Source organism: Pseudomonas sp. PME37.24/025, assembly GCF_055556615.1.
The window spans coordinates 1-1313 of record NZ_JBVHNK010000032.1 but is presented as its reverse complement, the minus strand read 5'-3'; the positions used below and the strand labels follow the sequence as shown (position 1 = coordinate 1313).

Here is a 1313-nt window from a genome sequence, read left to right as displayed (position 1 = left end):
TGTCTAGTCCTGAAATAGGTTTACACCTGTTTCAGTCTCAAAACGCCCGATGCACCGCATCGGGCGTTTTGTATTTCAGCGACAGATGAGGTCGCTCGTTGTTATAGATCTGCACCGACTCGTCCACCATCCGGATGGCCTCTGCAAAATCTTTGGGGCGATGCAGCAATAACTCGTTTTTCAAAATCCCATTCACACGCTCAGCCAACGCATTTTGGTAGCAGTCGTAGCCATCGGTCATTGAGCAGGTGATGCCGTATTTGGCATGCAGCCGCTGATAAAGCTCGGAGCAGTATTGGACGCCTCTATCCGAGTGATGCACCAGGCGTTGCTCCGTTATCCGTTGCTTGAGGGCTTTGTTGAACGCCTGGATCACCGATTCGGTGTGCAAGCTTTCATGGACATGGTGCCCCACGATTTTTCGGGAGTACGCATCGGTGATCAAACTCAGATAAGCCACACCCGTTTGCGTCGGTAAGTAGGTGATGTCCGCAACCCATACTTGTTCTGGCGCCTTGGCGACTACCTGAATCGGCCCATCTTTGAGCAGGTTTGGATGCCGGCGAAAGCGATGATGGCTGTCTGTCGTTTTGTGATAGGCCCGTCTGCGGGGAACCAGTTCGCGCCGATCTCGCAAGATATCGAATAAACGGTCTCGACCAACCTTTACGGACACTTCTGGCTCAGTGCGCATTAGATTGTGAAGTTTTCGGGTGCCAAGGCGCGGTTGCCTAAGTCGCTTCTCCCTCACGAACCCCATCACTTCCTGGGCATGACGGGCCCGGGCATCACATGCCCGGTTGCGCTTGTAATAAGCCTGACGGGAAATCCCCATGAACTGGCAAGCCCGACTAATGCTCAGGTCTTGGACCTGCCCTTGGGAGAGGACTTGCCGGATCGCTTTTTTACGACAGAAACACCGAAGTCGTTCTTCAAAACATCAACGACGGCTTCGAAAAACTGAGCTTTCTGGTTGGCTTGGGCAAGCTTTTCTTCAAGCTCTTTGATTCGCTGTTCGGGTGTCAGCGGTTTATCGGGCTCATCCATGGAACGGGGTCTCTTGGAGCGAATGGACGCGCCTTGACTCCAGTCCTGCCGACCATGCCTGCGTAACCAGTTCAGTACAGTCGTTTTACCCTGAATGCCATAGCGCTCTTGAGCCTCTTTATAACTCAACTCGCCTTTTTCGACCTGATCGACGACCGACAATTTAAAGGTCAGCGTGTAATCACGCTGGCTGCGCCTTTTTCCCGTGTTCATTACGTCCTCCTGAGAATGGGTCAGAAGGTGTAAACCTTATTCAGGACGGGACA

Annotated in this window: 1 protein-coding gene; it reads right to left on the bottom strand. The window is 52.6% G+C overall.

Annotated elements, in window-relative coordinates:
• Positions 1 to 37: 37 nt before the first annotated feature.
• A protein-coding gene (locus ACZ3HH_RS29345) for an IS3 family transposase (protein WP_465810002.1) occupies positions 38 to 1260 on the bottom strand; the annotation gives its coding sequence in 2 pieces (ribosomal slippage) (positions 38 to 909 and positions 909 to 1260; 1224 coding nt in all).
• Positions 1261 to 1313 lie beyond the last annotated feature (53 nt).